A 22,876-nucleotide genomic window follows, 5' to 3' on the forward strand; every position below is an offset into this window, starting at 1 on the left:
CGTGATTTGCACTGTGTTTGTGCATTCTTTCGCCCTGCCACTTTCCTGGCCTTCATCAGACTGTGTCGCATTGTAAAAATAATTTTCATGAAATCATTCGCTTACAGTGGATATCGTGAAAGTTTTTGAACCAATAAATAATTGGTTCGGTTATTGCTTAATCATTAGCACGATAAGGTTCATTCCATATCAATAACTTATCGTTAATAAAAAGAAAATAATGATGATAGCGAGCGAACCAATATGGAAAAACCGTCACGGTTTCTGGCCAATTCCAGTACCGCGCTTGAGCAATTGCGCGGGCTTATCAACCAGCATGAGTCAACACCAGGCACTCCGCTGCCCACGGAACGTGAGCTGTCGGAAACTCTCGGCGTAGGACGACGCGAAGTGCGTCGCGCGCTGGATGTGCTGGAAGAGGAAGGACGGATCTGGCGTAAACAGGGTAAAGGCACCTTTATTGGTCCCGCAGCCCCTGTTGAACCGCTGGCGCTTCAGGGATTGGTTCAGCAAACCAACCTGCTGGAAGTCATGGAAGCTCGTCTACAGCTCGAACCCGGCTTAGCCCGGCTTGCGGCACTGCGTGCCACCAGGGAAAACCTCGCGCTCATGCAGCGCATGCTGGAACGCATCGACAAGGTCAGCCCGGATGACCGCGATCTCAACGAACTGTGGGATAGCGCCTTTCACCGCGCTATTGCCGAGGCTGCGGGCAACCGCCTGATGCTCGGCCTGTTTGACGCGATTGATGCCGTGCGGCGCGAACCGGGCTGGCAGCATCTGCGCGAATTAGCCCGCACGCCCGAACGTGTCGACAGCTATAACGACCACCATCACAAGATCATGTCTGCGATTATCCATCGCCAGCCTAATGAAGCAGCTGCCGCCATGCGCGAACACCTGCTTAGCCTGCAAACCGCCCTGATTCAGGCGATCCACCTTGAGGACGACTTCACGCTATGACGACGATCCCGCTTAAGGACACCACGCCTGTACTTCGGCTGAATAATCTCAACGTTAAATTTTCCGGCTCGCCGGTTAGCGTACTGGACGGCATTTCACTAACGGTCAAAGCAGGCGAGACGCTGGCGCTGGTGGGAGAGTCCGGCTGCGGGAAAAGTATCACCTCACTGGCGCTGATGGGGTTACTGCCCGCCAGCGCGCAGATTGTCAGCGGAGAAATGCGGTTTCGCCGTCACGATCTGCGAAAGCTCTCGCCGCGGGACTATGCCGATTTGCGCGGCAGCGAGCTGGCGATGATTTTCCAGGAGCCGATGACCTCGCTCAATCCCGCTTTCACATTAGGCGATCAGCTCAGTGAAGCGGTCATGCGTCACCAGAGCGTTTCCCGCACAGAGGCGATGAAGGTCGCGCTGCAGATCCTGGAGAAGGTGCAGATCCCCGCGGCGGAGATGCGCCTCAAGGCTTACCCGCATCAGCTTTCCGGCGGTATGCGCCAGCGTGTGATGATTGCCATGGCGCTGATCAACCATCCTAAATTACTGATTGCCGATGAACCGACTACCGCGCTCGACGTCACCATCCAGGCGCAAATCCTCACCTTGCTCAACACCCTCAAAGAAGAAACCGGCACGGCGGTCCTGATGATCACCCACGATTTAGGCGTGGTGGCCGAAGTCGCCCAGCAGGTGGCGGTAATGTATGCCGGGCAGGTGGTGGAGCAGGGGAGCGTCGAGGCCATCTTTGCCGACCCGCAGCACCCGTACACCATCGGCCTGATGGGCTCAATCCCTTCGCTGGGTGCACGTAAAGGCCAGCTCTCCACTATTCCCGGGTCGGTCCCGCTCCCGGAATCCATGCCGAAAGGCTGTCGTTTTGCGACGCGCTGCCCGTTTGCGCAGTCTCGCTGCCATGATGAAAAACCGCCGCTCAACACGCTCGGCGCGGGTCATCAGGTCGCCTGCTTCCGCGTGCCGCTCGAACACCACATTGCCCTGGGAGAGACCACATGACTACGCCAATTCTTGAAGCCCGCGACCTCAGCAAGCGCTTCCCTGGTCCGAAAAAACTCTTTTCACCGGCCCGGTTTGTTACGGCGGTCGATCGCGTTTCGCTTGCCGTGATGCCGGGTGAAACGCTGGCAATTGTCGGCGAGTCTGGCTCCGGCAAATCCACCCTTGGGCGTCTGCTGCTGCGCCTGCTCGCCGCCAGTGAAGGGCGCGTGTTTTACCAGGGTGAGGAGATTACCGACGCCTCGGGCGCCCGTCTGAACCAGCTCCGGCGTGAGCTGCAAATTATTTTCCAGGATCCGTTTGCCTCGCTGAACCCGCGCATGACGGTGGAGCAGATCGTCGGTGAGCCGCTGTGGCTGCACCAGAATATGAAGAAAGCCGATCGTCAGTACCGCGTCGCCGAACTCCTCAAAACCGTTGGCCTGCCTGCCGCCTGGTCCGGGCGCTATCCGCATGAGTTTTCCGGCGGCCAGCGCCAGCGTATCGGCATTGCGCGCGCGCTGGCCTCGGGACCAAAACTGTTGCTTGGCGATGAACCCGTCTCTGCGCTGGATGTTTCCGTCCAGGCCCAGGTCGTCAATTTGCTGGAAAGCCTGAAGCACCAGTTGGGGCTGACGATGGTGATCGTTGCCCACGGCCTGGCGGTGATTCGCCATATGAGCGACCGCGTGGCGGTCATGTATCTCGGGCAAATCGTTGAACTTGCGACCGTCGACGAGATCTTTGACGCCCCGCTGCACCCTTATACCCAGGCACTGATCGCCTCGGCACCACAGATGCAGCCGGGCATTGAACGCGACGCACCGCTGCTGCAGGGGGATCTGCCGAACCCGGCGAGCCCTCCATCCGGCTGCCGTTTCCATACCCGCTGCCCGTATGTTACCGATGAATGCCGTCAGGTTGAGCCGATTAATCAGGTGCTGGACGGTGGACGTCAGGTTGCCTGTCACCGCTGGCAGGACATCAATCGCGATCGCAGTGTTATTCAGATAGCACCGCCATCCGCAGCTTTTCTGCGCCGCCGCGCGCTGTTTGAACACGCGGCCACTCACTCCTCCCTTCCTTCAAGGAACTCATGATAATGACAATGCGTAATTCTCTTTTGACCGTACTGGGAAGTGTTATGTTGCTTGGCGCGGCGCTGCCCGCCCATTCTGAAAGCGTGCTGCGAATTGGTCTGGGAGCTGACCCGGACATGCTCGACCCGCATCTGGCGCGCACCTACTATGGCCGCTTTGTCTTTGCTTCCCTGTGCGACAGGCTGGTGGATGTCGACGAGCATCTGAAAGTGGTGCCAGGTCTGGCGAAGTCTTGGGCCTGGAGCGATGACGGCAAAACGCTGACCATGGATCTCCGTGAGGGGGTGACCTTCCATGACGGCGAGAAATTCGACGCCGCTGCTGCGAAATACAACCTCGACCGTGCGTTGACCCTAAAAGGCTCCCTGCGCAAAAGCGAGATCTCCTCGGTGGAATCGGTTGAGGTCACCGGTCCGATGCAGATTGCGCTGCACCTGAAAACCCCTGACGCCGCGCTGCTGATGCAGCTGACTGACCGCGCGGGCGCGATGATGGCACCCGACGCGGCGAAAAAGCCTGACTTTGCCGCCCATCCGGTCTGTTCCGGTCCTTATAAGTTTGACAGCCGCGTGTCCCAGGACCGCATTGTTCTGACTCGCTTCGACAATTACTGGAATAAAGACGCCTACCACTTCGACAAAATTATCTATCTGCCGATCCCGGACGCCTCCGTGCGCCTCGCGAACCTGCGGGCAGGCGATCTCGACCTGACCGAAGGCATTGCGGCCAGCGACGTTAAAACCGTTGAAGCCGACAGCAAGCTGGCGCTGGCGAAGGTAACGGGTCTGGGTTACCAGGGTATTACCTTCAACATCAATAACGGCAAGGTCCCTGCGAACGATCCGTTCAGAGATGCCCGCGTACGCGAGGCATTTTCGCAGGCCATCGACCGTGATGCACTAAATCAGGTGGTCTTTGAAGGGCTATACACGCCGGCAAACCAGGCGTTTTCCACGGTGAGCCCGTATCACGTCAATTTGCCGGTTCCGCCCCGTGACGTCGATAAAGCCAAAGCGCTGCTCAAAGCGGCAGGCGTCACCACGCCGCTGACCGTCAACCTGCTGGTGCCGAACAACCCGACCTCGCAGCAGGTGGGCCAGGTTCTGCAGGCGATGGTTGCCGAGGCCGGCTTCACGCTCAACCTGCAGATGACCGAATTCGCGACGCTGCTGGATCGTCAGCAGAGTGGTGATTATCAGCTCAGTTTCTCCGGCTGGTCGGGCCGCCCGGACCCGGACGGCAGCATCTACGGCTTTGTCCATAGCAAAGGCACTCTGAATGACGGACGCTACAGCAACGCGCAGGTCGACGAATGGCTGACTCAGGCGCGCCAGAGCACCGACCAGGCCGCACGCCAGCCGCTGTATGACAAGGTGGTGAAACAGCTGCAAACCGACATGCCGATTGCCTACCTCTACTTCGAGCCGCGCATTTTTGGTCTGAACAAGCGCGTGCAGGGCTTTAAGCCTTACCCGGACGGCATCGTGCGTCTGGCGGGTTTGACGCTGGCGAAATAAACGTCCTGAGGAGAACCCATGCTGGAATTGATTTGCAAACGTCTGCTGCTGGCCATCCCGACCCTGCTGCTGGTGAGCATGATGGTGTTTGGCCTGCAAAAACTGCTGCCCGGCGACCCGCTGATCGCCATGGCCGGGGAGGAGCGCGATCCGGCGGTTATCGCCCAGCTGCGTGCTGAGCTCAATCTGGATGCGCCCATTCCTGTGCAGTATTTCAACTGGTTAACGCGCGCATTGCAGGGCGACCTGGGGGTCTCCTTACGCACGCACGAACCAGTGACGCAGCTGATTGCCAGTAAGCTGCCTGTGACGCTGGAGCTGTCGCTGCTGGCGATGATTATCGCGCTGGTATTTGGCATTAGCATGGGGATCCTCGCGGCAGTGAACAAAAACAGTTGGGTCGATCACGGGGCGAACTTTGTGGCGATCTCGGGGATCTCGATCCCCCATTTCTGGCTGGGGATCCTGCTGATTCTGGTCTTCTCGGTGAACCTGCAGTGGCTTCCCGCGTCCGGCTATGTACCGTTCAGTGAGGATCCGGTGCAAAACCTGCGCACGCTGCTGCTGCCCGCAGCCGTTCTCGGAACAGGGCTGGCGGCGACGCTGATGCGCCATACCCGAGCATCGATGATTGCGGTCCTGAAAGCGGATTACATCCGCACCGCGCGCGCGAAAGGATTACTGCCGAAAGCGGTGATCTTAAAGCACGCGTTTCGCAATGCGCTGGTGCCGGTGATCACCCTTACGACGCTGCTGTTTGGTGAGCTTCTGGGCGGTGCGGTGCTGACCGAGCAGGTCTTCACCATTCCCGGCTTCGGCAAGATGATCGTCGATTCGGTATTTAACCGAGACTACGCGGTGGTGCAGGGCGTGGTGCTGATCGTGGCGATCGGCTTCCTGCTGCTCAACCTGCTGGCTGACGTGCTCTACGTTCTTATCAACCCGAAAATGCGAGGTTAACCATGGCGGAACTGACGACGCAAACCGCTGTGCCCGCGCTGCCGCGCGCGCAAAACCGGGTGCTAAAGAAATTCCTCGCCAATAAAAGCGCGGTGATTGGCGCGGTGGTGGTGGGCTTCTTTGTGCTGGTGGCGCTGCTGGCGCCGTGGATTGCCCCGTTCGACCCGGTCAAAGCCAACTTCCTGGCGGTGCGTAAAGCGCCGTCGGCAATGTACTGGTTCGGCACCGACGAGCTGGGGCGCGACATTTTATCCCGCATTATCTGGGGGGCGCGAACCTCGCTGATGGCGGGCTGTATGTCGGTCGTTATCGCGGTAGCGATCGGCGTGCCGCTGGGGCTGGTAGCGGGGTATTTCCAGAAGATGTGGGATGGGGTGATCTCGCGCTTCATTGAAGCGCTGCTGGCCTGCCCGTTTCTGATCATGGCGATCGCGCTGGGGGCATTTTTAGGCCCAAGCCTGACCAACGCGATGATCGCCATTGGCCTTTCCGCGATGCCGATATTCGCCCGTCTGACGCGTGGGCAGGTGATCGCCATCCGCAACGAAGAGTACATCGACGGCGCGCGGGCGATTGGCCTGCCGGATCGCTGGATCATCATCAAATACGTGCTGCCCAACGTGATGTCACCGATCCTGGTACAGGCCACGCTGGCGATTGCCTCGGCGATTATCGCCGAAGCCAGCCTGTCGTTTTTAGGGTTGGGGCAGCAGCCGCCCAATCCGTCCTGGGGGTCAATGCTCAACATCGCGAAAGGTTTTCTTGAGCAGGCGCCGTGGATGTCCGTTTTCCCCGGCGTGGCAATTTTCCTTGCCGTGCAGGGCTTCAATTTACTTGGCGACGGGCTGCGCGATGCGCTCGATCCGCGCCACGACTAAGGAGTCATGATGACTAAAGCGCTTGATTTTACGTCCGGTTACGAATCACGACGCCCGCCGATGATGGGCCATAACGCCGTTGCCACTTCGCAACCGCTGGCGGCGCAGGCAGGAATGAAAATGCTGCAGCTGGGCGGTAATGCCGTTGATGCGGCGATCGCCACCGCGATGGCGCTGACAGTAGTCGAGCCGACCGGTAACGGGATCGGCAGTGATGCCTTTGCCATCGTCTGGGACGGTGAAAAACTTCACGGTCTGAACGCGTCGGGGCGCTCACCGGCCAGCTGGCATGCGGATCTCTTTGCCGGAAAAACGGCGGTACCCGAAATCGGCTGGGACGCCGTGACCGTGCCCGGTGCGGTATCCGGCTGGGTCGCACTGGCAGAGCGTTTCGGCACGCTGCCGCTGACCACGCTGGCGCAGCCAGCCATTGACTATGCGCGAAACGGTTTCCCGGTTTCGCCGCTGATTGGCCATCTCTGGCAGCGCGGCTACAACAAGCTGAAAGATCAGCCTGGCTTCAGCGCCTGCTTCGCGCCGGAAGGCCGCGCGCCGCGAGTGGGGGAGATCTTCCGTAATCCGGCGCAGGCGAATTCGCTGGAACTGATAGCGAAAACCAACGGCGACGCGTTTTACCGCGGCGAGCTGGCGCAGAAAATTGCCGCCTTCGCCAAAGAACACGGCGCGCATTTGACGGCTGAAGATCTCGCCAGCCACCGCGTGGACTGGGTAGACCTGCTGTCACGCGACTTCGCGGGTGGTTCGGTGCAGGAGCTGCCGCCAAACGGCCAGGGGATCGCCACGCTGATTGCGCTGGGTATTCTGGAGCAGTGCGGCATCGAGCAGCATCATCCGGACTCCGTGCAGTCTCTGCATTTGTCCATTGAAGCGATGAAGCTGGCGCTGGCGGATCTCGACCGCTACGTGGCGGATGAAGATCATATGGTGTTCGCGGCCAAAGAGCTGCTGAGCGATCATTACCTGAAATCGCGTGCGGCGCTGATCAACCACGAAAGCGCCTCTGATTTTGTCTACGGTTCACCCACCCAGAGCGGTACGGTCTACATCAGCACTGCGGATGCCAGCGGGATGATGGTCTCCTTTATTCAGTCCAACTATATGGGGTTTGGTTCAGGGATCGTGGTGCCAGATACCGGGATTAGCCTGCAAAACCGGGGCTGTGGTTTTTCGCTGGATCCTAATCATCCGAACGCGCTGGCGGGCAGCAAGCGTCCGTTCCACACCATCATTCCGGGCTTTGCGATGGACGGCAACGGCAAGCCGTTGATGTCCTTCGGCGTGATGGGCGGCCCGATGCAGGCGCAAGGACACATGCAGATGGCGCTGCGCATTATGCTGCACGGGCAAAACCCGCAGGCGGCGATTGACGCTCCGCGCTGGCGCGTGGTGCAGGGCAGGGAAGTGATCGTCGAATCAACGTTCGATCGCAATACTATCGCCGCGCTGCGCGAACGCGGACACCAGATCGTGGTGGAAGATCCGCTGCAGGATTATAACTTCGGCGGTGCGCAGGTGATTTATCGCCTTCCGGAAGGGCATTACGTGGCTGCGACGGAGAGCCGTAAAGACGGACAGGCGTTGGTGAGTTAAACGCTCGAGCAACATTTGTAGGCCGGGTAAGGCGTAGCCGCCACCCGGCTTTTTTACCCGATGCTAAACGGATCCGCATCCTGCCAGGCCGGAAACTTCTCCCGATACTCCTTCAGCGCGGTCAACGATAGCTCCGCATCAATTCGCGTTGCCTGATGCGGCTCGGCAGTCGCAATAATCTCGCCCTGCGGATTTACCACCCGGCTGTCGCCGCGGTAGTGATGCCCGTTGCCATCCGTCCCCACACGGTTACAGCCCACCACATACGCCTGGTTCTCAATGGCGCGCGCCACCAGCAGCGACTGCCAGTGCAGCGAGCGCGGTGCTGGCCAGTTGGCGACATACAGCGCCAGGTCATAATCGTTGCGGTTGCGCGACCACACCGGGAAGCGCAGGTCGTAGCAGACCAGCGGCAGAATGCGCCAGCCGCGCCACTCGAATACCACGCGCTCGTTACCCGCTTCATAGTGATGATGCTCATCCGCCATGCGGAACAGGTGGCGTTTATCGTAAAAATGCACTTTCCCTTCCGGCTCAACCAGCAGAAAACGGTTCACTGGCCCGCGCTCGGTTTGCAGGGCGGCACTACCCGCGATCAGCGCGTTTGTTTGCTGCGCTTTGGTATGCATCCAGGCGACCACGTCATCCTGAGGCATTGATTGTTTAGCTGCTTCCATGGCGAAGCCGGTGGTGAACATCTCCGGCAGGACAATCACATCTCGTCCGGTAATCTCTTCCAGTTGACGATCAAAGTGGCGCAGGTTGGCAGGGCCATCCATCCACACTAAAGGTTGCTGCAAAATCGAAATCTTCAAACCCGGCACGATACAGACTCCTCAAACGACCCCTTTTTGACACTGTAGCACGTCATTACGAGAAAATGTGGCAATAAAAAACCCCGCGCGCGGCGGGGTTTGTCAGAACGAAACGGGTTATGCCGCTTCAGGTTTACGGTGCTTCTCTGGCAGCTTTACCGGCTGTGTTGCCAGCTCGTCCGGTTCGAAATCATCGACGTTAATACTGCGCAGACGGCTCTCTTCGGCTTTTACCAGAATTGCTGCTTCAGCATTATCGATAATGCCACCTGACAGCGCCTGTTTCGCCAGTTCATCCAGACGGGTGAACGGCAGGTTTTTGCCCAGTTGTTTGCAGATCTTCTGATGAATTGGGTCGGCGGCCATTACATCAAGCAGCGCCTCTTCCAGCAGACCCACCGGGTTATGTGGCGTAGGGGCCAGGTACTGACCACGGCCGATACGGGAGCGTGTCGCGCTCGGTACCTGCAGGATTTTCGCCACTTTGTGGTCCAGCTTGTCGGACGGTGCCAGGTGGTGACGACCGGTCGGGAAGATCACCACGCGCAGGGCGCCCGCAACAAAGCGGTTCGGGAAGTTCGCCAGCAGATCGTCAATCGCCTGTTCTGCCTGATACATCGCATCCTGAACGCCCCAGTGTACCAGCGGCAGATCCGCTTCCTGACGCCCTTCGTCGTCGTAACGCTTCAGGACCGCAGACGCCAGGAAGATCTGGCTCAGCACATCCCCCAGACGGGCAGATATACGCTCGCGACGCTTCAGGCTACCGCCGAGAACGGCCATGGAAACATCCGACAGCAGAGCCAGGTTGGCGCTCAGACGGTTCAGATGCTGATAATAGCGTTTGGTCGCATCACCGGTTGGCGTCGCGCTGGTAAGACCGCGCGTCAGGCCGAGCCAGAAGCTACGCACCTTGTTGCTACCCACATGACCGATATGTTTGAACAGCAGCTTATCGAAAGCATCCACGTCATTATTCTGCGCAGCGGCCATCTCTTCCAGCACGTACGGATGGCAGCGAATCGCCCCCTGACCGAAGATCATCATGCTGCGGGTCAGGATGTTTGCCCCTTCCACGGTGATGGCAATCGGTGCGCCCTGATAGCCGCGCGCCAGGAAGTTGCCTTCGCCGAGCATAATGCCTTTACCGCCTGCGATATCCATCGCGTCAATGATCGACTGCTGCGCGCGGTGGGTACAGTGGTATTTCACAATCGCGGACAGCACGGCCGGTTTTTCGCCCAGCATAATGCCGTAGGTAATCAAAGATGCGGCGGCATCCATCACGTAGGCATTACCTGCGATACGCGCCAGCGGCTCTTCGATACCTTCCATCTTGCCAATGGAGATTTTGAACTGACGGCGGATGTGGGCGTATGCACCAATCCCCATCGCCACAGATTTCAGGCCACCGGTAGAGTTCGACGGCAGGGTAATGCCGCGGCCAACCGACAGACATTCCACCAGCATACGCCAGCCCTGACCGGCCATTTTCGGACCACCGATGATGTAATCAATCGGCACAAAGATGTCCTGACCGCGGGTTGGGCCGTTCTGGAACGGCACGTTCAGCGGGAAGTGACGGCGACCAATTTCAACGCCTGGGGTAGAGGTTGGGATCAGCGCACAGGTAATGCCCAGATCTTCTTCGCCGCCCAGCAGTTTTTCCGGGTCAGAGAGCTTAAAGGCCAGACCCAGCACGGTGGCGATTGGCGCCAGGGTGATATAACGCTTGTTCCAGGTCAGGCGCATGCCCAGCACCTGCTCGCCCTGCCACTCGCCCATGCAGACTACGCCGGTATCCGGGATCGCGCCTGCATCTGAACCCGCTTCCGGGCTGGTCAGCGCGAAGCAAGGGATTTCCTGACCACGCGCAAGACGCGGCAGGTAGTGATCTTTCTGCTCTTCGGTACCGTAATGCTGCAGCAGTTCACCCGGGCCTAAGGAGTTAGGCACGCCAACGGTAATCGCCAGGATCCCGGAGACGCCCGCCAGCTTTTGCAGCACGCGAGCCTGAGCGTAAGCGGAGAATTCCAGACCGCCATACTCTTTCTTGATGATCATCGCGAAGAAGCGATGTTCTTTCAGATACGCCCACAGCTCTGGCGGCAGATCGGCCATTTCATGGGTGATGGCAAAGTCGTTTGCCATGCGGCACGCTTCTTCCACCGGGCCGTCAATAAAAGCCTGTTCTTCAGCGGTCAGACGCGGCTGCGGATAGTTATGCAGCTTTTTCCAGTCCGGGTTGCCCTGGAACAGGTCGCCTTCCCACCAGGTGGTACCGGCATCAATCGCTTCTTTCTCAGTCCGCGACATTGGCGGCATTACTTTGCGGAAGCCTTTGAACACCGGCGCGGAGATCATCGACTTACGCATCGGGGTAAAGTTAAACGGCAGAAGAATGATGGCCAGCGGAACTAAAAGCCAGATATTCCACAGACCAGCGACGCCAAGTGCAGCCGTCCAGGCCAGCAGAATCACACTACTCAGGAATAAACTGACGCGGTGATAGAACAACACACCGAGCAGTACAACAGTTGCGAGAATGCTCAAAATCATCATAAAGAAAAGCTCCCTTGCTTGTAGGAGGTCTGACCACTTGTGATGATATGGTTGTAGTTGATGTTATTTCCTTTAGCAATGTGTTTACAAAATAATTACAACCGGGCTCACATTGTTCGTGTTTTCGCCGGCACGAAAAAGCAAAACGCCGGAGGATTCGCATGGCTTTAGCTTCTCGCTTTTCCCGCTATCCGGTACACTCCACTGTGTTATTTCATCAATACTGAAGGATTATCCTCATGTACCAGGATCTTATTCGTAACGAACTGAACGAAGCGGCGGAAACGCTGGCTAACTTTCTGAAAGATGATGCCAACATTCACGCTATTCAGCGCGCGGCGGTCCTGCTGGCCGACAGCTTTAAAGCGGGCGGCAAAGTGCTCTCCTGCGGTAACGGTGGTTCCCACTGTGATGCCATGCACTTTGCAGAAGAGCTGACCGGACGCTATCGCGAAAACCGTCCGGGCTACCCGGCGATTGCGATTTCCGACGTCAGCCACATCTCCTGCGTAGGCAACGACTTCGGTTACGACCACATCTTCTCCCGCTACGTTGAAGCGGTAGGCCGTGAAGGCGACGTGCTGCTGGGGATCTCTACCTCTGGCAACTCCGGCAACGTGATCAAAGCGATCGCCGCCGCGCGTGAAAAAGGGATGAAAGTCATCACCCTGACCGGTAAAGATGGCGGTAAGATGGACGGTACCGCGGATGTCGAAATTCGCGTTCCGCACTTCGGTTATGCTGACCGTATTCAGGAAATTCACATCAAAGTGATCCACATCCTGATTCAACTGATCGAAAAAGAGATGGTTAAGTAAGACTTTGCTGGGGGCACTCTTGCCCCCGCTGTTGTGGAGGTGATGTATGTGCGAACTGCTCGGGATGAGCGCCAATGTGCCAACCGATATCTGCTTTAGTTTCACCGGGCTGGTGCAGCGCGGTGGAGGAACCGGGCCGCATAAAGACGGCTGGGGCATTACCTTCTACGAAGGCAAAGGGTGTCGCACGTTCAAAGATCCACAGCCCAGCTATAACTCACCGATTGCCAAACTGGTGCAGGACTATCCCATCAAGTCCCGCTCGGTGATTGCGCACATCCGTCAGGCAAACCGCGGCGAAGTGGCGCTGGAAAATACCCATCCGTTTACCCGTGAACTGTGGGGGCGAAACTGGACCTACGCGCACAACGGGCAACTGACGGGCTATAAGTCGCTGGAGACGGGGAATTTCCGCCCGGTCGGCGAAACGGATAGCGAAAAAGCCTTCTGCTGGCTACTGCACAAGCTGACGGAACGTTATCCTCGTACGCCCGGCAACATGACCGCCGTGTTTAAATACATCGCGACGCTGGCATCTGAGCTACGTGAAAAAGGCGTGTTTAACATGCTGCTGTCAGACGGACGCTATGTCATGGCGTTCTGTTCGACGAACCTGTTCTGGATCACGCGCCGTGCGCCGTTTGGCGTTGCAAAGCTGCTCGATCAGGATGTGGAGATAGACTTTCAGAAAGAGACCACACCGAACGATGTGGTCACAGTCATTGCGACGCAGCCGCTGACGGGCAACGAAGCCTGGCAAAAGATCATGCCAGGCGAGTGGGTGCTATTTTGTCTCGGGGACCGTGTAATTTGACGCCAGCTGTGGATGGACGACTTCGTGGCTCAGCGGTTTGCTGACCACGTAACGGCCATCTACGATAGAAACCACAGGCGGCTTGTGGGTCTGCTCAAAGTAGTCGTAACCCGGCTTCAGCTGTTTCCAGAAATCGGCGTAATAGGAGTACTTATGGCGGGCCATGTTGGCATCCGTCATACGGAACGGATAAATGCTGACCTGAACGTTAGGCTGCCCGAACACCAGCGCGCCTGTTACGAACTGGAAAATTTCATCAATGCCGGCATCGGTCATCGCATAACAGCCGATAGACACGCAGGCACCGTGAATCATCAGGTATTTCCCTTCATAACCGTGAGCACGGTCATAGGCATTGGGGAAACCGATGTTAATGGCTTTATAGAAGCGGCTGTCCGGTTTGAGCTGGCTACGCTGAACGTTATAAAACCCTTCCGGACTTTTAAAATCACCCTGGCGCTGTTTTGGCCCCAGCCCGCCGGAGTAATTACAAATTTTGTAGCTATCAAGCAGCTGATATGTCTCGCCCATTTTCACAAATAGATCGAGCGTGCGTTCTTCCTTGAAGATTTGAATATAAACCGGCGATCCCATTAACTGCTGTTTATATTCTTTGCTGATCGGCGTCGTGGAGCTGTTGCTGCTGAGCAGCCCGGCAAACGACATGCACGGAATCAGAAGCATCGCAATGAACAATGCGATTTTACGCATACTACAAGTTCCTTGATAAAACGTAGACCAACTTGCCAGGGCGGCAAAAGAGACCCGAAATCAGATTATTCTGTTAGGAGCGCTCACATTAGCACCGCTATAGATTTTCGCAAGAGTCGGGCGATGAGTTTACAAATTAGTTTTACTTTATAAACCATCAAAAATCACGCTGGCTCCAGGAACTTTGCGTATTAGCTCGCAATTTGGCGCGCCCGAAGGCGGATCCCCTGCCCGTGAGAAGGGGAAAATGGTACACTTCGCGCCCACTGGATTGTTGTTTATGGAAACCTGCTAACCACATGTTTAAAATAAAAAAAGGACTTAATCTGCCGATTGCAGGCGTGCCCGAGCAGCACGTTTCGCCCGGTGCAAGTGTCCGTCATGTCGCCATCGTAGGCGACGATTATCTGGGAATGCGTCCCTCGATGCTGGTTCAGGAGGGCGATCGCGTTATCAAAGGGCAGGCGCTCTTTGAGGATAAAAAAAATCCCGGCGTGCTGTTCACTGCTCCTGCCAGCGGCACCGTTGTGGCGATCAATCGTGGCGAGCGCCGTGTCCTTCAGTCGGTGGTGATCCGCATTGAAGGCGATGAACAGCGTGAGTTTGCCCATTACGACGCCGCAGAACTCGCGTCGCTTAGCCGGGAAACTGTGCAGGCTCAACTGCTGGCATCCGGTTTGTGGACGGCACTTCGCACGCGTCCTTTCAGCAAATCCCCCGCTCCTGATACGGCCCCGGCTGCCATATTCGTGACGGCCATCGACACCAACCCGCTCAGCGCAGACCCGCAGCCCGTTATTCTGGCGCAGCGTAAAGCCTTCGATGCCGGGCTGACGGTTTTAACGCGCCTGACGCCCGGAAAAGTTCACGTCTGCCAGGCCGGCGGTGGCAAGCTTGGCGGCCATCCGCAGGGGCAGGTCACGTTTAATGAATTTTCGGGTCCACATCCGGCTGGGCTGGTCGGCACCCATATTCACTTCCTTGAGCCGGTGAGTCTGAAAAAACAGGTCTGGCATCTTAATTATCAGGACGTCATTGCCATTGGTAAGCTCTTTACCACTGGCGTTCTCTGCGCTGAACGGGTCATCGCTATCGGCGGTCCGCAGGCTGCAAACCCGCGCCTGGTAAAAACGCTTCTGGGAGCCGATCTTAATGACCTGCTTTCCGGGGAAACGAAAGAGGGTGAAAACCGCCTGATTTCCGGTTCAGTACTCAGTGGGCGCCGTGCAGTTGATGCGCATGCGTATCTGGGCCGTTTCCATCTTCAGGTGAGCGTTGTGCAGGAAGGGCGTGAGAAAGAGCTGTTCGGTTGGGTGCTGCCGGGTGCAGAGAAATACTCCGTGACCCGCACTACGCTGGGTCACTTCCTGCGTCATAAGCTCTTTAATTTCTCCACCAGCACGAACGGCGGGGAGCGCGCAATGGTCCCGATTGGCAACTACGAACGCGTGATGCCGCTGGACATTCTGCCAACCGTGCTGCTGCGCGATCTCCTTGCCGGTGATACCGACGGCGCGCAGGCGCTGGGCTGTCTCGAGCTGGATGAAGAAGATTTGGCGCTGTGTACCTATGTGTGTCCAGGTAAATACGAATATGGACCCGTATTGCGCGAGGTGTTAACCCGCATTGAGCAGGAAGGATAACGATGGGCTTAAAACACCTCTTTGAAAAAATAGAGCCGCATTTTACCGAGGGTAAACTGAAGAAGTACTACCCGCTGTACGAAGCGACGACGACCATTTTCTACACGCCGGGTCTGGTGACGAAAGGGGCGGCGCACGTTCGCGATGCCATCGACCTGAAACGCATGATGATCCTGGTGTGGTTTGCGGTCTTCCCGGCTATGTTCTGGGGCATGTACAACGTGGGGCTGCAAACCATTCCGGCGCTGCATCATCTCTATGATGCGCAGCAGCTGGCGCAGGTCATTCAGTCTGACTGGCACTACCGCCTGGCACAGTCGTTAGGCGTGAGCTTCGCGGCGGACGCGGGCTGGCTCAGCATGATGACGCTGGGGGCGGTATTCTTCCTGCCGATTTATATGACTGTCTTTATCGTGGGCGGTTTCTGGGAAGTGCTGTTCGCCATCATCCGCAAACACGAGATTAACGAGGGCTTCTTTGTTACCTCTATCCTGTTTGCGCTGATTGTGCCACCTACGCTGCCACTCTGGCAGGCGGCGTTGGGGATAAGCTTTGGCGTCGTGATTGCCAAAGAGATCTTCGGCGGGACCGGGCGTAACTTCCTGAACCCGGCGCTGGCGGGGCGTGCGTTCCTGTTCTTTGCCTACCCGGCGCAGATCTCAGGTGACCTGGTGTGGACGGCTGCGGACGGTTTCTCCGGTGCGACACCCCTTTCCCAGTGGGCGGCAGGCGGCGGTGAAACGCTGGTCAATAATGCGACCGGCCAGCCGGTGACCTGGTTTGATGCGTTTATTGGCAACATTCCGGGCTCCATCGGGGAAGTGTCTACCCTGATGATTTTGCTCGGTGGGGCGATCATTCTCTTTGGTCGCGTGGCCTCCTGGCGCATCGTCGCAGGCGTGATGCTCGGGATGGTGCTTACTGCCACCCTGTTCAATCTCATTGGTTCAAACACGAACCCGATGTTCTCTATGCCGTGGTACTGGCACCTTGTGCTGGGCGGTTTTGCGTTTGGCATGATGTTCATGGCCACCGATCCCGTCTCGGCCTCGTTTACCGACAGAGGTAAATGGTGTTACGGCGCGCTCATTGGGGTGATGTGTGTATTGATTCGCGTGGTCAACCCGGCCTATCCGGAAGGGATGATGTTGGCCATTCTGTTTGCCAATCTGTTTGCGCCGCTGTTCGACTATCTGGTCGTGCGCGCCAACATTAAGCGGAGGAAGGCGCGTGGCTGAAGTCAAAAATAACGACAGCATCAGCAAAACATTGCTGGTGGTTCTGGTGCTTTGCCTGGTCTGTTCCATTGTCGTCGCCGGTTCTGCCGTCGGGTTAAAACCGCTGCAGCAGGAGCAACGGGCGCTGGATAAACAGCGTAACATCCTGGCCGTGGCCGGGCTGATGCAGGAAGGCATGACGAAGGACGACGTCTCAGCCGTGTTTGCTGAACGCATTACCGCACGGCTGGTGAATTTAAAAACCGGTGAACTGATGGATAAAGACCCGGCGAAATATAACCAGGCGCTGGCGCTGAAAGATCCGCAGATGAGCACTTCGCTTGATGCCTCTCAGGATCCGGCAGGGATTAAGCGCCGCAGCAATATTGCGGAGATTTATCTCGTTCGTGACGAGCAAAAACGCGTGCAGGAAGTGGTTTTGCCCATCTATGGTAACGGCTTGTGGTCAATGATGTACGCCTTTGTGGCGCTGGACACCGATGGCCGCACGGTCAAAGGCATTACTTATTATGATCAGGGCGAAACGCCGGGGCTGGGTGGCGAAGTTGAGAACCCTAACTGGCGTGCGCAGTTTGTCGGTAAAAAAGTACTCGACGATAACGGTCAGCCTGCGCTTAAGGTGGTGAAAGGGGGCGCGCGTCCCGGTGATGACTTCGCCGTTGACGGCCTTTCCGGGGCCACGCTCACCTCTAACGGGGTGCAGCACAGTTTTGATTTCTGGATGGGTGAACTGGGCTTTGGTCCCTTCCTGAAAAACGTACGTGAAGGAGCGCTAAACAATGGCTGATACGGGTGAACTGAAAGAAGTTAAAAAGGTGCTGATTGGCCCACTTTTAGCCAATAACCCGATAACGCTGCAGGTGCTGGGCGTTTGCTCTGCCCTGGCGGTGACGACCAAACTGGAAACGGCGGTAGTGATGACGCTGGCAGTTACGCTGGTGACAGCGTTCTCCAGCATGTTTATCTCAATGATCCGCCACCACATACCCAACAGCGTAAGGATCATCGTCCAGATGGCGATCATCGCTTCGCTGGTGATCGTCGTTGATCAGCTGCTGCGCGCGTTTGCTTATGAAACCTCGAAGCAGCTTTCGGTGTTTGTCGGCCTGATTATCACCAACTGTATCGTGATGGGACGCGCTGAAGCCTACGCCATGAAAATGCCGCCGCTGGCGAGCTTTATGGATGGGATCGGCAACGGTCTGGGCTACGGCGTGATCCTGCTGACGGTCGGTTTCCTGCGCGAGCTTATTGGCAGCGGCAAGCTGTTTGGCATCACGGTGCTGGACACGGTACAGAACGGCGGCTGGTATCTGCCAAACGGACTGTTCCTGCTGGCCCCAAGCGCATTTTTCATTATCGGTTTGCTGATCTGGCTGATTCGTACGTTGAAGCCCGAACAGCAGGAAAAGGAGTAACCGACAATGGCTCATTACCTGAGTTTATTTGTGCGCGCGGTGTTTGTTGAAAACATGGCGCTCGCCTTCTTCCTGGGCATGTGTACGTTCCTTGCCGTTTCCAAAAAGGTCTCGACGGCATTTGGTCTGGGCGTGGCGGTCACCGTGGTGTTGGGGCTTTCCGTTCCGATTAACAACCTGGTGTTCAACTTTGTACTGCGGGACAGTGCGCTGGTGGAGGGGATTGATCTCAGCTTCCTGAACTTCATCACCTTTATCGGGGTAATTGCGGCGCTGGTGCAAATCCTGGAGATGATCCTCGATAAGTATTTCCCGTCGCTGTACAACGCGCTGGGGATCTTCCTGCCGCTCATCGCCGTAAACTGTGCCATCTTTGGTGGCGTCTCATTCATGGTTCAGCGTGATTACAACTTCAGTGAATCCGTGGTGTATGGCTTTGGATCCGGTATCGGCTGGATGCTGGCGATTGTTACCATGGCGGGGATCCGCGAAAAAATGAAATATGCCAACGTCCCTGCCGGGCTGCGTGGCTTAGGGATCACCTTTATCACCACCGGCCTGATGGCGTTGGGCTTTATGTCCTTCTCCGGTGTGCAGCTATAAGGGCTAAAAGATGGAAATTATTCTTGGCGTGGTGATGTTCACGCTGATAGTACTGGTGCTCTCAGGGCTGATTCTGGCGGCGCGCGCGAAGCTGGTCAATTCCGGTGATGTGGTCATTGATATCAATGACGATCCCCAGAATCAGATCCGTACCCCGGCAGGGGATAAACTGCTTAATACGCTCTCCGGCAACGGGATCTTTGTCTCGTCAGCCTGCGGTGGCGGCGGCTCATGCGGGCAATGCCGTGTGACGGTGAAAGAGGGTGGCGGTGATATTCTGCCCACAGAACTGTCGCATATTACGAAACGTGAAGCGAAAGAGGGTTGTCGTCTGGCATGCCAGGTCGCGGTGCGTCAGAACATGAAGATTGAGCTGCCGGAAGAGATCTTCGGCGTGAAAAAATGGGAGTGCGAGGTTATCTCTAACGATAACAAAGCCACCTTCATTAAAGAGCTTAAGCTGCGTGTGCCTGAAGGGGAGAGCGTCCCGTTCCGTGCGGGGGGCTATATCCAGATTGATTGTCCGGCACACACCGTGGCGTATGCCGACTTCGACGTGCCTGAAGAGTACCGTGCCGACTGGGATAAATTTAATCTCTTCCGCTTTGTTTCCGAGGTCAAAGAGCCCGCGCTTCGCGCCTATTCCATGGCTAACTACCCGGAAGAGAAGGGCATCATTATGCTCAACGTGCGTATCGCCACCCCGCCGCCAAACGTGCCACATGCCCCGCCGGGCGTGATGTCGTCGTACATCTGGTCCCTCAAGCCTGGCGACAAAGTCACCATCTCCGGTCCGTTCGGGGAGTTCTTTGCCAAAGATACCGACGCAGAAATGGTCTTTATCGGCGGGGGCGCGGGTATGGCGCCAATGCGCTCACACATCTTTGACCAGCTCAAGCGTCTTGGGAGCACGCGTAAGATCAGCTTCTGGTATGGGGCGCGTTCCCTGCGCGAAATGTTCTATGACGATGAGTTCGAACAGCTGGCGCGTGAGAACCCTAACTTTACTTTCCACGTGGCGCTTTCCGACCCGCAGCCGGAAGATAACTGGACAGGCTATACGGGCTTCATCCACAACGTGCTGTATGAAAATTACCTCAAACAGCACCCGGCACCAGAAGACTGCGAGTTCTACATGTGTGGTCCGCCAATGATGAATGCCGCTGTGATCAAGATGCTGAAAGATCTCGGCGTGGAAGATGAGAACATCCTCCTTGATGATTTCGGAGGCTGATCATGTTGACCTTTCTGGCGACCTTTGCGGTGTTTGTGCTGGTGGTATTCGGCATGTCATTAGGTTGGATCATCAAGCGTAAAAGCATTCAGGGCAGCTGCGGCGGGATCTCTTCTCTCGGAATGGAAAAGGTCTGCGACTGCCCGGAACCGTGCGATGCACGGAAAAAAAGAATGGCCCGCGAACAGCAGCGCATTATTTAGTCTTGTTAGTCGGGTAAGGCGAAGCCGCCACCCGACAATTCCCACGTACACTTCTCAACCCTCATTTATTTACTGTATACTTATCCAGTAATGAGTGAGGGCTTACTATGCGCAAAATAATCCATGTCGATATGGACTGCTTTTTTGCCGCAGTGGAGATGCGTGACAACCCGGCGCTGCGGGATATCCCCATCGCCATTGGCGGCAGCCGCGTACAGCGTGGGGTGATCAGCACCGCCAACTACCCTGCGCGCAAATTTGGCGTGCGCAGCGCCATGCCGACGGCGATGGCGTTAAAACTCTGCCCGCACCTCACCCTTTTGCCTGGGCGCTTTGAAGCCTATAAAGAAGCGTCGAACCATATACGGGAAATCTTCTCACGCTATACCTCACTGATTGAGCCGCTATCCCTGGACGAAGCCTATCTTGACGTCACCGACAGCCTTCACTGTCACGGCTCCGCCACCCTGATGGCGCAGGAGATCCGCCAGACTATTTCCAGCGAGCTGAATCTCACCGCATCGGCAGGGGTCGCGCCGGTAAAATTTCTCGCTAAAATCGCCTCCGATTTAAATAAACCCAACGGTCAGTACGTCATTACCCCCGAAGAGGTGCCTGCGTTTTTGAAAACGCTTCCGCTTGGCAAAATCCCCGGCGTAGGCAAAGTCTCCGCCGCGAAGCTGGAAAGTATGGGATTACGCACCTGCGAAGATGTGCAGCGAAGCGATCTGGCTATGCTACTCAAGCGTTTCGGAAAGTTTGGTCGCGTGCTGTGGGAACGCAGTCAGGGCATTGATGAACGCAGCGTAAGCAGCGAGCGGTTGCGTAAATCGGTTGGTGTTGAACGCACGCTGATGGAAGATATTCACGACTGGTCCGAATGTGAATTCATCATCACTGAACAGCTTTATCCTGAGCTGGAAAGGCGCTTAGCGAAGGTTAAGCCCGATCTGCTCATCGCCCGGCAGGGCGTGAAGCTCAAGTTTAACGACTTCCAGCAGACTACGCAGGAGCACGTCTGGCCGCGTCTGAACAGAGACGATCTTATCGCGACGGCAAAAAAAGCATGGGAAGAACGGCGGGCAGGGCGCGGAGTACGACTGGTGGGGCTGCACGTCACACTGTTGGATCCACAGTTAGAGCGTCAGTTGGTTTTGGGATTGTAGATTACGCCAATCGTAGGCCCGGTAAGCGTAGCGCCACCGGGCAACAGACGACGAATTACTTAGCAGGAATCGCCTTTAGCAACTCGGTCAGCAGGGTCCAGTAATGGCCCACGCTTTCGATATGAACTTGCTCATCCGGCGAGTGCGGCCCGGTAATGGTTGGCCCGATAGAGACCATGTCCATGTTCGGATACGGTTTCTTGAACAGACCACACTCCAGACCCGCGTGGATCACCTGAATGTTCGGCGTGCTGTTGAACAGACGCTGATAGGTTTCGCGCACCAGCGCCATCACCGGAGAACTGGCATCCGGCTGCCAGCCCGGGTAGCTGCCTTTAGCGGAGGTTTTGGCACCCGCCAGCGTCCCCAAAGATTCCAGCATGCTCACCACGTACTCTTTACCGCTGTCGATCAGGGAACGGATCAGGCAGATAATTTCTGCACTGTCGTCGCTCATGGTGACCACGCCCACGTTCAGTGAGGTTTCTACCACGCCTTTCGCCACGTCAGAGTTGCGGATCACGCCGTTTGGCGTCGCGTTCAGCAACTGAACAAAGGTTTCACGAGACTGCACGGTCAGCGCGGCTTTGTCGGTAGTAACAGACTCCAGCACCACGGTCAGGTTTTTCTCTTTCGCTGACAGTTCGTTTTTCAGGATATCCAGGTAGACGCTGGAGAGTTTTTTCAGCTCGTCCGCTTTTGCTGCTGGTACTGCAACGGTGGCGAAGGCTTCGCGTGGGATCGCGTTGCGCAGGGTACCGCCGTTGAAGTCTACCAGGCGCAGATCCAGCTCAGCCGCGTGGCCCGCCAGGAAGCGTGCCAGCAGTTTGTTGGCGTTGCCCAGGCCCAGGTGAATATCACCGCCTGAGTGGCCGCCTTTCAGCCCTTTCAGCGTCAGCTTGAAGGTCTGGTAACCCGCAGGCACCGCTTCGCGTGACAGTGGCAGGGTAGAGATGAAATCAATCCCGCCCGCGCAGCCCATGTAGATCTCACCTTCTTCTTCGGAATCGGTGTTGATCAGGATATCAGCCTGCAGCCAGTTCGCCTGCAGACCGAATGCGCCGTCCATGCCTGCTTCTTCGGTCATGGTCAGCAGCACTTCCAGCGGACCGTGCTCAACGCTGTCATCCGCCAGCACGGCCAGCGCAGAGGCCATGCCGATGCCGTTATCTGCACCCAGGGTGGTGCCGCGCGCTTTCACCCAGTCGCCGTCGATGTAGGGCTGGATCGGGTCTTTAGTGAAATCGTGAACGGTATCATTGTTTTTCTGTGGCACCATGTCCAGGTGCGCCTGCAGGACAACCGGTTTGCGGTTTTCCATGCCTGCGGTGGCCGGTTTACGGATAAGAATGTTACCAACCTGGTCGCGTTCAGCGTGCAGACCTTTTTCCTTCGCCCAACCCATAATATGTTCGGCAAGCTGTTCTTCATGGTAGGAAGGGTGTGGAATGGAACAGATTTTGGCAAAAATATCCCACAGCGGCTGCGGAGATAATTGAGACAGTTCAGACACGATAAGTCTCCTTGTCGATGCTCTGCAAACAAGGTTGCAGGTCACAGGGTTAGCAGGTTAATAGTTACCACAAGACAGGCTTGCGAGATGCAACTGAGAATACCACTTTCTCTGCGGGCT

21 protein-coding genes are annotated in these 22,876 nt (G+C 56.8%); 17 read left to right on the forward strand and 4 right to left on the reverse strand.

Translation table 11 applies throughout. The features are described from left to right. Positions 1 to 243 precede the first annotated feature (243 nt). From L383_RS01085 to L383_RS01055, 7 genes are read left to right on the forward strand one after another with little or no spacing between them, the layout of a single operon-like run. A complete protein-coding gene (locus L383_RS01085) occupies positions 244 to 963 on the forward strand; it encodes a FadR/GntR family transcriptional regulator (protein WP_014882662.1) in 720 nt (239 codons plus the stop codon). Beyond that, positions 960 to 1,973, forward strand: coding sequence for an ABC transporter ATP-binding protein (locus L383_RS01080; protein ID WP_023332155.1), 1,014 nt, complete (start codon positions 960 to 962; stop codon positions 1,971 to 1,973). The genes L383_RS01085 and L383_RS01080 overlap by 4 nt, the downstream gene beginning before the upstream one ends. Beyond that, positions 1,970 to 3,052 (forward strand): ABC transporter ATP-binding protein, encoded by a 1,083-nt coding sequence (locus tag L383_RS01075; protein WP_023332156.1) that lies wholly within the window; start codon positions 1,970 to 1,972, stop codon positions 3,050 to 3,052. Before L383_RS01080 ends, L383_RS01075 begins: the two co-directional genes overlap by 4 nt. Before the next feature lie 2 nt (positions 3,053 to 3,054). Beyond that, a complete protein-coding gene (locus L383_RS01070) occupies positions 3,055 to 4,569 on the forward strand; it encodes an ABC transporter substrate-binding protein (RefSeq protein ID WP_014882665.1) in 1,515 nt (504 codons plus the stop codon). Between the two features lie 18 nt (positions 4,570 to 4,587). Continuing rightward, entirely contained in the window at positions 4,588 to 5,529 is a 942-nt protein-coding gene (locus L383_RS01065; RefSeq protein ID WP_014882666.1) for an ABC transporter permease, read from the forward strand. A 2-nt stretch (positions 5,530 to 5,531) separates the two neighbouring features. Then, a complete protein-coding gene (locus L383_RS01060; protein ID WP_023332157.1) occupies positions 5,532 to 6,407 on the forward strand; it encodes an ABC transporter permease in 876 nt (291 codons plus the stop codon). Between the two features lie 9 nt (positions 6,408 to 6,416). Next, the gene (locus L383_RS01055) at positions 6,417 to 8,018 is read left to right on the forward strand and encodes a gamma-glutamyltransferase family protein (protein WP_023332158.1); all 1,602 of its coding nucleotides are present in this window, start codon (positions 6,417 to 6,419) and stop codon (positions 8,016 to 8,018) included. A gap of 53 nt (positions 8,019 to 8,071) precedes the next feature. On the opposite strand, the gene L383_RS01050 is transcribed toward L383_RS01055, so the two are convergent. Together L383_RS01050 and fadE are read right to left on the reverse strand one after the other, a co-directional pair. Beyond that, complete coding sequence (locus tag L383_RS01050) at positions 8,072 to 8,842, reverse strand: amidohydrolase (RefSeq protein ID WP_014882669.1); 771 nt, start codon at positions 8,840 to 8,842, stop codon at positions 8,072 to 8,074. A 108-nt stretch (positions 8,843 to 8,950) separates the two neighbouring features. Further along, entirely contained in the window at positions 8,951 to 11,395 is a 2,445-nt protein-coding gene (fadE, locus tag L383_RS01045) for an acyl-CoA dehydrogenase FadE (protein ID WP_014882670.1), read from the reverse strand. A 239-nt stretch (positions 11,396 to 11,634) separates the two neighbouring features. On the opposite strand from fadE, the gene lpcA reads away from it, so the two are divergent. Then, on the forward strand, positions 11,635 to 12,213 hold the full coding sequence (gene lpcA / locus L383_RS01040; RefSeq protein ID WP_010427884.1) for a D-sedoheptulose 7-phosphate isomerase: 579 nt from the start codon (positions 11,635 to 11,637) through the stop codon (positions 12,211 to 12,213). A gap of 46 nt (positions 12,214 to 12,259) precedes the next feature. Then, the gene (locus L383_RS01035) at positions 12,260 to 13,027 is read left to right on the forward strand and encodes a class II glutamine amidotransferase (protein WP_014882671.1); all 768 of its coding nucleotides are present in this window, start codon (positions 12,260 to 12,262) and stop codon (positions 13,025 to 13,027) included. On the opposite strand, the gene dpaA is transcribed toward L383_RS01035, so the two are convergent. Next, complete coding sequence (dpaA, locus tag L383_RS01030) at positions 12,998 to 13,738, reverse strand: peptidoglycan meso-diaminopimelic acid protein amidase (RefSeq protein ID WP_014882672.1); 741 nt, start codon at positions 13,736 to 13,738, stop codon at positions 12,998 to 13,000. The genes L383_RS01035 and dpaA overlap by 30 nt on opposite strands. A 299-nt stretch (positions 13,739 to 14,037) precedes the next feature. Between dpaA and L383_RS01025 the strand changes: the two genes are divergently transcribed. The 8 genes from L383_RS01025 to dinB all read left to right on the forward strand — a co-directional run bounded on the left by L383_RS01025 (position 14,038) and on the right by dinB (position 21,243). Continuing rightward, on the forward strand, positions 14,038 to 15,381 hold the full coding sequence (locus tag L383_RS01025; protein WP_023332159.1) for a Na(+)-translocating NADH-quinone reductase subunit A: 1,344 nt from the start codon (positions 14,038 to 14,040) through the stop codon (positions 15,379 to 15,381). Positions 15,382 to 15,383: 2 nt separating this feature from the next. Further along, positions 15,384 to 16,619 carry an NADH:ubiquinone reductase (Na(+)-transporting) subunit B gene (locus tag L383_RS01020; RefSeq protein ID WP_014882674.1) on the forward strand — a complete coding sequence of 412 codons (1,236 nt, stop codon included), beginning with the start codon at positions 15,384 to 15,386 and terminating at the stop codon, positions 16,617 to 16,619. Next, positions 16,612 to 17,406 carry a Na(+)-translocating NADH-quinone reductase subunit C gene (locus L383_RS01015; protein WP_014882675.1) on the forward strand — a complete coding sequence of 265 codons (795 nt, stop codon included), beginning with the start codon at positions 16,612 to 16,614 and terminating at the stop codon, positions 17,404 to 17,406. Before L383_RS01020 ends, L383_RS01015 begins: the two co-directional genes overlap by 8 nt. Continuing rightward, positions 17,399 to 18,037 carry an NADH:ubiquinone reductase (Na(+)-transporting) subunit D gene (locus L383_RS01010; RefSeq protein ID WP_014882676.1) on the forward strand — a complete coding sequence of 213 codons (639 nt, stop codon included), beginning with the start codon at positions 17,399 to 17,401 and terminating at the stop codon, positions 18,035 to 18,037. Before L383_RS01015 ends, L383_RS01010 begins: the two co-directional genes overlap by 8 nt. A gap of 6 nt (positions 18,038 to 18,043) precedes the next feature. Beyond that, positions 18,044 to 18,640 carry an NADH:ubiquinone reductase (Na(+)-transporting) subunit E gene (gene nqrE / locus L383_RS01005; protein ID WP_006810004.1) on the forward strand — a complete coding sequence of 199 codons (597 nt, stop codon included), beginning with the start codon at positions 18,044 to 18,046 and terminating at the stop codon, positions 18,638 to 18,640. Between the two features lie 10 nt (positions 18,641 to 18,650). Then, positions 18,651 to 19,874 (forward strand): NADH:ubiquinone reductase (Na(+)-transporting) subunit F, encoded by a 1,224-nt coding sequence (nqrF, locus tag L383_RS01000; protein ID WP_014882677.1) that lies wholly within the window; start codon positions 18,651 to 18,653, stop codon positions 19,872 to 19,874. Positions 19,875 to 19,876: 2 nt separating this feature from the next. Further along, on the forward strand, positions 19,877 to 20,077 hold the full coding sequence (gene nqrM, locus L383_RS00995) for a (Na+)-NQR maturation NqrM (RefSeq protein ID WP_014882678.1): 201 nt from the start codon (positions 19,877 to 19,879) through the stop codon (positions 20,075 to 20,077). 107 nt (positions 20,078 to 20,184) lie between these two features. Beyond that, positions 20,185 to 21,243 carry a DNA polymerase IV gene (gene dinB / locus L383_RS00990; RefSeq protein ID WP_023332160.1) on the forward strand — a complete coding sequence of 353 codons (1,059 nt, stop codon included), beginning with the start codon at positions 20,185 to 20,187 and terminating at the stop codon, positions 21,241 to 21,243. Positions 21,244 to 21,298: 55 nt separating this feature from the next. Here dinB and pepD read toward each other — a convergent pair whose 3' ends face one another. Beyond that, a complete protein-coding gene (gene pepD, locus L383_RS00985; RefSeq protein WP_023332161.1) occupies positions 21,299 to 22,756 on the reverse strand; it encodes a cytosol nonspecific dipeptidase in 1,458 nt (485 codons plus the stop codon). Positions 22,757 to 22,876 lie beyond the last annotated feature (120 nt).

Source organism: Enterobacter sp. MGH 37 (assembly GCF_000534515.1).
GTDB lineage: Bacteria > Pseudomonadota > Gammaproteobacteria > Enterobacterales > Enterobacteriaceae > Enterobacter > Enterobacter kobei.